4 protein-coding genes and 1 pseudogene are annotated in these 6,482 nt (G+C 72.6%); 1 reads left to right on the top strand and 4 read right to left on the bottom strand.

Annotated features, from left to right (window positions below; translation table 11 throughout):
- Together G3I40_RS11565 and G3I40_RS11560 are read right to left on the bottom strand one after the other, a co-directional pair.
- Positions 1 to 1,463, bottom strand: a 1,463-nt coding sequence (locus G3I40_RS11565) for a HAMP domain-containing sensor histidine kinase (RefSeq protein ID WP_164302076.1), incomplete at its 3' end; no start/stop codon positions are given.
- Positions 1,464 to 1,480: 17 nt separating this feature from the next.
- Positions 1,481 to 2,188 carry a response regulator transcription factor gene (locus tag G3I40_RS11560; protein WP_164302075.1) on the bottom strand — a complete coding sequence of 236 codons (708 nt, stop codon included), beginning with the start codon at positions 2,186 to 2,188 and terminating at the stop codon, positions 1,481 to 1,483.
- 191 nt (positions 2,189 to 2,379) lie between these two features.
- On the opposite strand from G3I40_RS11560, the gene G3I40_RS11555 reads away from it, so the two are divergent.
- Positions 2,380 to 4,845 (top strand): MMPL family transporter, encoded by a 2,466-nt coding sequence (locus G3I40_RS11555; RefSeq protein WP_164302077.1) that lies wholly within the window; start codon positions 2,380 to 2,382, stop codon positions 4,843 to 4,845.
- On the opposite strand, the pseudogene G3I40_RS11550 reads toward G3I40_RS11555, so the two are convergent.
- Positions 4,778 to 5,206: pseudogene (locus tag G3I40_RS11550) on the bottom strand (MFS transporter); the annotation flags it as partial. The gene G3I40_RS11555 and the pseudogene G3I40_RS11550 sit on opposite strands and share 68 nt — an antisense overlap.
- A 239-nt stretch (positions 5,207 to 5,445) precedes the next feature.
- Positions 5,446 to 6,482, bottom strand: a 1,037-nt coding sequence (locus G3I40_RS11545) for a serine hydrolase (protein WP_164302074.1), incomplete at its 5' end; no start/stop codon positions are given.

Genomic DNA, 6,482 nt, shown 5'->3' with positions numbered 1-6,482 from the left:
CCCCCACCCTCCGCACCACCCCCACCCTCCGCACCGCGCTGACCCCCCGCCCCCGCCGGGAGCGCGACGGTCACCGTCAGTCCGGCTCCCGGTGTCGTCCGTACCGACACCTCGCCCCCGTGGGCGGTCACCACTCCCTGCACGATCGCCAGGCCGAGGCCGCTGCCCGCGCCGCCGCCGGCCCGGAAGAAGCGGTCGAAGACACGTGCCGCGTCTTGTGCGGCGAGGCCGGGCCCCTCGTCGGCGACGGTGAGGCGCACCACGCCGTCCTCCCGCGTCACCGACAGCGCGACGGGCACATCCGCGGGAGTGTGTACGCGTACGTTGCCCAGCAGGTTCCCCAGCACCTTGCGCAGGCCCGACTCGTCGGCGCGTACGAGCACCGCGCCCTCGGCGTTCACCGTCACCGGCCGTTCGGGCTGCTGCACCCGCAGGTCGTCCGCCGCGTCGCGCACGAGGCGGCTCACGTCGACGCCCCGCAGTCGCAGTTCGGGCGACTGGTCGAGGCGGGCCAGGGTGAGCAGTTCGTCGACGAGGCGCTGCATGCGGTCCGCCTCGGCGTTCACCCGCTGCCAGGCGCGGGCCCGTTCCTCCGGGTCGCGCAGCATGCCCTTGTCGTAGAGCTGGAGGTAGCCGCGGATCGCGGACAGCGGCGTGCGCAGTTCGTGCGAGGCGTCGGCGACGAAGCGGCGCAGCTGGGAGGCGCTGCGTTCGCGGGTCTCGAAGGCCGACTCGACCTGGTGCAGCATGGAGTTGAGGGCGAGCCGCAGTTGCTCGGTCTCCTGGACGGGCGCGCGGCGCGAGGGCACGCGCAGCGTCAGGTCGCCCTCGGCGATCGCGGACGCCGTCTCCACCATGTCCTCCAGCGGGCGCAGACGGCGGTGCGTGCCGATCATCGTGACGACGGCGAGCAGCAGCAACAGCGCGGCGCCGAAGGCGAGATCGAGCCTGAGGGCGGGACGGATGCCGGACTGCACGGATCCGGTGTCGGCGGCCATCAGGATGGTGGTGTCGTCGGCGAGGCGGGCCCCCACCGCGCGGTAGGGCTCGCCGTGCAGCGTCAGGTCGCGGACGGCGCCGTCGCGGGCGAGGACCGCCGGATCGTCGACGGCGGCGGCCAGGTCGCGCTGGCGCCCGGTGGGCCGCAGCCAGCCGATGGCGACGGGTTCGCCGTCCGCGTCGACGGCGACGAACACCGAGTCGGACCGTGGCAGGGAGTTCACCGGGGCGTTCGCGCCCGGCGACACCCTGTCGAGCGCGATGCCCAACTCGCTGAGCGCTTGCACCTGTTTGAGGGTGATCCCGGTGTGCTGGATGGAGGTCCGCGAGGCCCGCAGCTCCTGGTCTATGTTGTCCAGGAGGTAGTGCCGCATGCCCATCAGGCTGACCGCGGTGGCGGCGGCGATGCCGAGGGCGAGCAGCGCCACGTTCACGAGGGTCAGCCCGCCCCGCAGCGAGTGCATGCCGCGCCGGCGCCGCCTCACAGGGCGGCCAGACCGTATCCGACACCGCGCCGGGTTGTGATCAACGGCGGTCCCAGCGCGTCGAGTTTACGGCGCAGATAGCTGATGTAGGTCTCGACGACGGTCGATTCGGCGGTGGCCGCGTGCTCGTACTGCCAGACGTGCCGCAGCAGTTGCTCCTTGGGGACGATCCGGCCGCCGTTGCGCACGAGGAAGCGCAGCAGCGAGTACTCGGTGGGCGTCAACTGCACGCTGCTGCCCGACCGGTGGACCGTGTACGTGGCCTCGTCGAGCTCCAGATCACCGTACGTGAGCGGAGGCCGCTGCGGCAGGACGTCCGTCGCGCGCGTGCGGCGCAGCACGGCGTGGATCCGGGCGACCACCTCGTCGATGTTGAACGGCTTGGTGATGTAGTCGTCGCTGAAGCCGAGCGCGCCGACAACCTCGGCGGGCGCGTCCCGTGCCGTCAGGAAGACGAGCGCCAAGTCCGGTCGCCGCAGCCGCAGTTCACGACCCAGCGCGCGTCCGTCACCGTCCGGCAGCATGATGTCGAGCAGTGCCGCGTCGGGCCGCGTGCGCTCGGCGAGGGTGAGGGCCTGGCGCACGGTACCGGCCGTCATCACGTCGAAGTGGTGGTAGCGCAGTGCGATCGCGAGGACGTCGGCGATGCTCGGCTCGTCCTCGACGACGAGTACCGTCGCGGGGTTTTTGCCGTTGACAGTCATGAGTTCAGTATCTGTGCGCGCCCCGCACCCAGGGCACGCGGCCTCCTTGGAGTTCCTTGAGAGTCATGGCCGCGTCGTCCGGACCGGCGGGCCGGGCGGCGGATGCTGAGGGCCGAACGCCCGGGGGACGCCCACACCTCGACGCCCGCATCGACGCGGGCGCATCGACAAGGAGCGAGCACGTGACGGCATTGGCACGGTGGTGCTTCTCGCACCGCCTCGTGGTCCTTGTGCTGTGGCTGGGGGCGCTGTTCGGCCTCGGGGTCACCGGCACGGCAGCAGGCACCGACTACTCGAACGTCTTCTCTCTGCCGAACACCGACTCGAAGACGGCGTACGACCTGATGGCGAAGGCGTTCCCGGAGAGCTCGGGCGACACCGACACCGTCGTGTGGAAGACCGACACCGGCTCCGTGCGGGATCAGGCGGTACGGTCCCGGATCGAGCCCGCGCTGAGGGGCATCGCCGCGATGAAGGGCGTCGGCGAGGTCACGGGCCCCTACGGGAACGCAGCCCGGCAGGCAGGACCGGGGCAGATCAGCAGGGACGGCACCATCGCCTACGCCCAGGTGACCTTCGTCGACCAGGCCAACGAGGTGCCCAAGGAGCTCGTGCAGGACGTCGTCGACCGCGCGCAGGACGCCGAACGGCGCGGCCTACAGGTCGAGTTGGGCGGCCAGGCCATCACCCGCGTCCAGGAACCGCCGCAGGGCCTGTCCGAGGCGGTCGGCATCGTCGCGGCGGCGGTCGTGCTCTTCCTCGCCTTCGGTTCGCTGTTCGCCATGGCACTGCCCATCGTCGTCGCGATCATGGGCGTGGGCACGGGCATGATGACGACGATGCTGCTCAGCCACGTCACGAACGTGCCCGAAGTGGCCCCACTTCTCGGCTCGTTGATCGGCCTCGGTGTCGGCATCGACTACGCCCTCTTCATCGTCACCCGGCACCGGCGCGGCATCCAACGCGGCCTGGAACCCGAAGAGGCGGCCGTCCAGGCCCTCAACACCTCGGGCCGCGCCGTCCTGTTCGCGGGCGGCACGGTCTGCATCGCGCTGGCCGGGATGCTGGTGATGAACCTGCGCTTCCTCGACGGCGTGGTCATCGCGACGTCCCTCACGGTCGTCCTGTCCGTCCTCGCCGCGATCACGCTGCTGCCCGCGCTGCTCGGTCTCCTCGGGCCGCGCGTGCTCAGCCGCCGCCAGCGCCGCACGCTCGCCGCGCGGGGTCCCGAGTCGCCCGAGGCGAGCGGGCTCGCGGCGCGCTGGTCGGCGTACGTACAGAAGCGGCCGCGCACGATCGGCGCGGCGGCGGTCGTCGTCATGCTGGTCCTCGCGATCCCGGTCCTGTCGCTGCGTCTCGGCGCCACCGACCAGGGCAACCACAAGGAGTCCACGACGACCCGGCAGGCCTACGACCTGCTGGCCGAGGGCTTCGGGCCCGGCTTCAACGGCCCGCTGCAGGTCGTCGTGCCGGGCGGTGCGGACGCGTCCGACCTCGTGGCGAAGATCCGTACGACGGAGGGCGTCGCGCAGGTCGCGGCGGCGCCGCCCGCGCACGGCGTCTCCGTGGTGCAGGTGGTGCCGACGTCCTCACCGCAGTCGGCGCGGACGGACGAGCTGATCGACCGGCTGCGCGACGACGTGCTGCCGCGGGCCGGGGTCGAGGCGCACATCGGCGGCGTGACCGCGGTTTTCAAGGACTTCGCGTCGGTGACCGGTGACCGTCTGCCGTACTTCATCGGCACGATCATCGCGCTCGGCTTCCTGCTCCTGCTCGTCGCGTTCCGCTCGCTGGTCGTGCCGCTGACGGCGGCGCTGATGAACCTGATCGCGGCCGCGGCCTCGTTCGGCGTCCTCGTCGCCGTCTTCCAGTGGGGCTGGGGAGCGGAGGCCCTCGGCCTGGGCAAGGAGGGGCCCATCACGGCCTTCCTCCCGGTGATCATGCTCTCCCTCCTCTTCGGCCTCTCCATGGACTACCAGGTGTTCCTGGTGAGCCGGATGCACGAGGAATGGGTGCACACGAAGGACAACGCGCGCGCCGTCCGGGTCGGCCTCGCGGAGACCAGCCGCGTCATCAACTGCGCGGCCCTGATCATGGTCTGCGTCTTCTCGGCGTTCGTCCTCAGCGGCGACACGGAGGGCGCGATGGCGGGCATCGGCCTCGCGGCGGCGGTCGCCCTGGACGCGTTCCTCCTGCGTACGGCGCTGGTCCCGGCGGCGATGCATCTGCTCGGCGGCTCCAACTGGTGGCTGCCCGCCTGGCTGGAGCGCAGGCTGCCGCACCTCGCGGTCGAACCCGCGGAGCCCGGGGGGCCGGGGGAGACCGGGGAGAAGGAGGCGTCGGCGGTGCCCGTCCCGGCTCCGAGGTCCGAGAGGGCGGGCGCGGGCGCCACGGTCGTCCACGGCTTCCTGCGCACCGTCGACGGCGACCCGCTGGCCGGCGCCACGGTGACCCTGATCTCCCGGGGCGGCCGCCAGCTCGACCGGGTGTCGTCCCTCGCGGACGGCTCGTACATCGTGTCGGTGCCCGAGTCCGGGGCGTACGTCCTGGTGGTGACGGACCGTCAACAGGCGCCGGTGGCACGGCACATCACGGTCGGCGATGACCCACTGGTGTACGACGTGGAGCTGCCGGACGAGGTGGACGTGGCGCCTTAGCGCGAGACGGCCGCGGCGCCTTGCCGGGCCCCGCGAGACGCCGCACCCCCGGCACGGCCGCCGTCCCCGCGCACCCCACGCCCACGACGGCGGCCGCGATCCACAGGGGTGTGGACGTGCCCCACGCCTCGGCCGCCGGCGGGGCGAGGGCATGGACGAGGGGCATCGCGGCCAGTGACAGCAGCCAGTCGTACGAGGTGACGCGGGCCAGCGCCGAGGCGGGGATCCCGGCCTGGACCGTCGTCTCCCACACCGGGCTGAGGAACCCCAGCCCGGCCGGCGCGATCCCGTACGCGACGACGGCCGGGGCGGGCGCGAGCAGGGCCAGCGGCAGGGTGTACGTGGCCGGGCCCGGGTTCGCCAGACCGACCACCGCCGCGTCGAGGTACGGCTCACCGACCCCGGCCGCACCCCGTGGCGCGAGGCACTCGACCAGCTCGGCGGGCGGCGGACGGCGGAGCAGGAGCGGGTTTAGCCGGACACCCGGACAACCAGGCACCCGGACACCCGGACACCCGGACAACCAGGCACCCGGACACCCGGGCACCCGGATACCCGGACACCCAGGTGTCCACGACCGCGGAGCTCCGCCGCGCCCCCTCAGTCCTGGCGTCGCCTCCGGCCCGAAGGCCTCGCCCGGCGTCGTAGGGCCCACAGGCCGCCGCCCGCTACGGCGGCGAGCGCTGCCGAGCCGCCCAGTGCCCAGTCGTCGCCGTGCGAGTCGGCGGACGTGACCGGGCTCGCGGCGGAGGCCCCCGCGCCGGCGGCGGGGGAGGGCGCCGTCTTCGGCTGCTCGCTCAGCGGTGCGACCAGTTCGCCGACGGCGCTCACCTTGCCGCCCGCCGCGAACCCCCAGTCGAGCAGTGCGGCCGTGTCCTCGTAGACCGCCTCGTAAGCGGACTTCGGGTGCATGACGGTGACGAGGAGGGTGCGGCCGTTCCTGGTCGCGGCGCCGGTGAAGGTGTTGCCCGCGTGCGAGGTGTAGCCGTTCTTGACGCCGATGAGGCCTTCGTACGCCGCCACGCCCTGCCCGGTGAGCAGACGGTCGGTGTTCTGGATCTGGAAGGTCTTCTTCCCGCCCGCGGGGAAGTCGGCGACCTTCGTGGCGCAGTAGCCGCGGAAGTCGTCGTTCTTCAGGCCTGCGCGGGCGAAGAGCGTGAGGTCGTACGCGGACGAGACCTGCCCCTTGTGGTCGAAGCCGTCGGGGCTGACCACATGGGTGTCGTTCGCCTGCAGGTCCTTCGCGCGGGCCTGCATCGCCGCGACCGTCTTGTCGACGCCGCCGTACATCGAGGCGAGCACGTGCACCGCGTCGTTGCCCGAGCGCAGGAAGACGCCCTGCCACAGCTGGTGCACGGTGTACGTCGTCCCGGCCTGGACGCCGACGAGGCTGGAGCCGTACGGGATCCCGGCGAGGTCCTCGGCCGTCACCTTGTGCTTCAGGTCGTGCGCGAACTCCGGCAGGACCGTGTCCGCGAAGAGCATCTTCAGCGTCGAGGCGGGCGGCAGCGCCTGGTGCGCCCGGTAGGAGGCGAGGACCTCGCCGCTCTCGTCGTCCGCGATCAGCCAGGCCCGCGCGGCGACCTTCGGCAGTTTCGGCGCGCCCGCGCCCCGGCGCACCTGCACTCCGGACGCGG

Source organism: Streptomyces sp. SID14478, from assembly GCF_010548525.1.
In the GTDB taxonomy this organism is placed as follows: domain Bacteria; phylum Actinomycetota; class Actinomycetes; order Streptomycetales; family Streptomycetaceae; genus Streptomyces.
Note: the sequence above shows the minus strand (reverse complement) of the source record. Positions and strands in the feature narration are given on the sequence as shown.

What these genes read in the sequence shown, in the direction of transcription:
- G3I40_RS11560 (WP_164302075.1), bottom strand. Translation starts at nt 2,188, where the DNA reads ATGACTGTCAACGGCAAAAACCCCGCGACGGTACTCGTCGTCGAGGAC.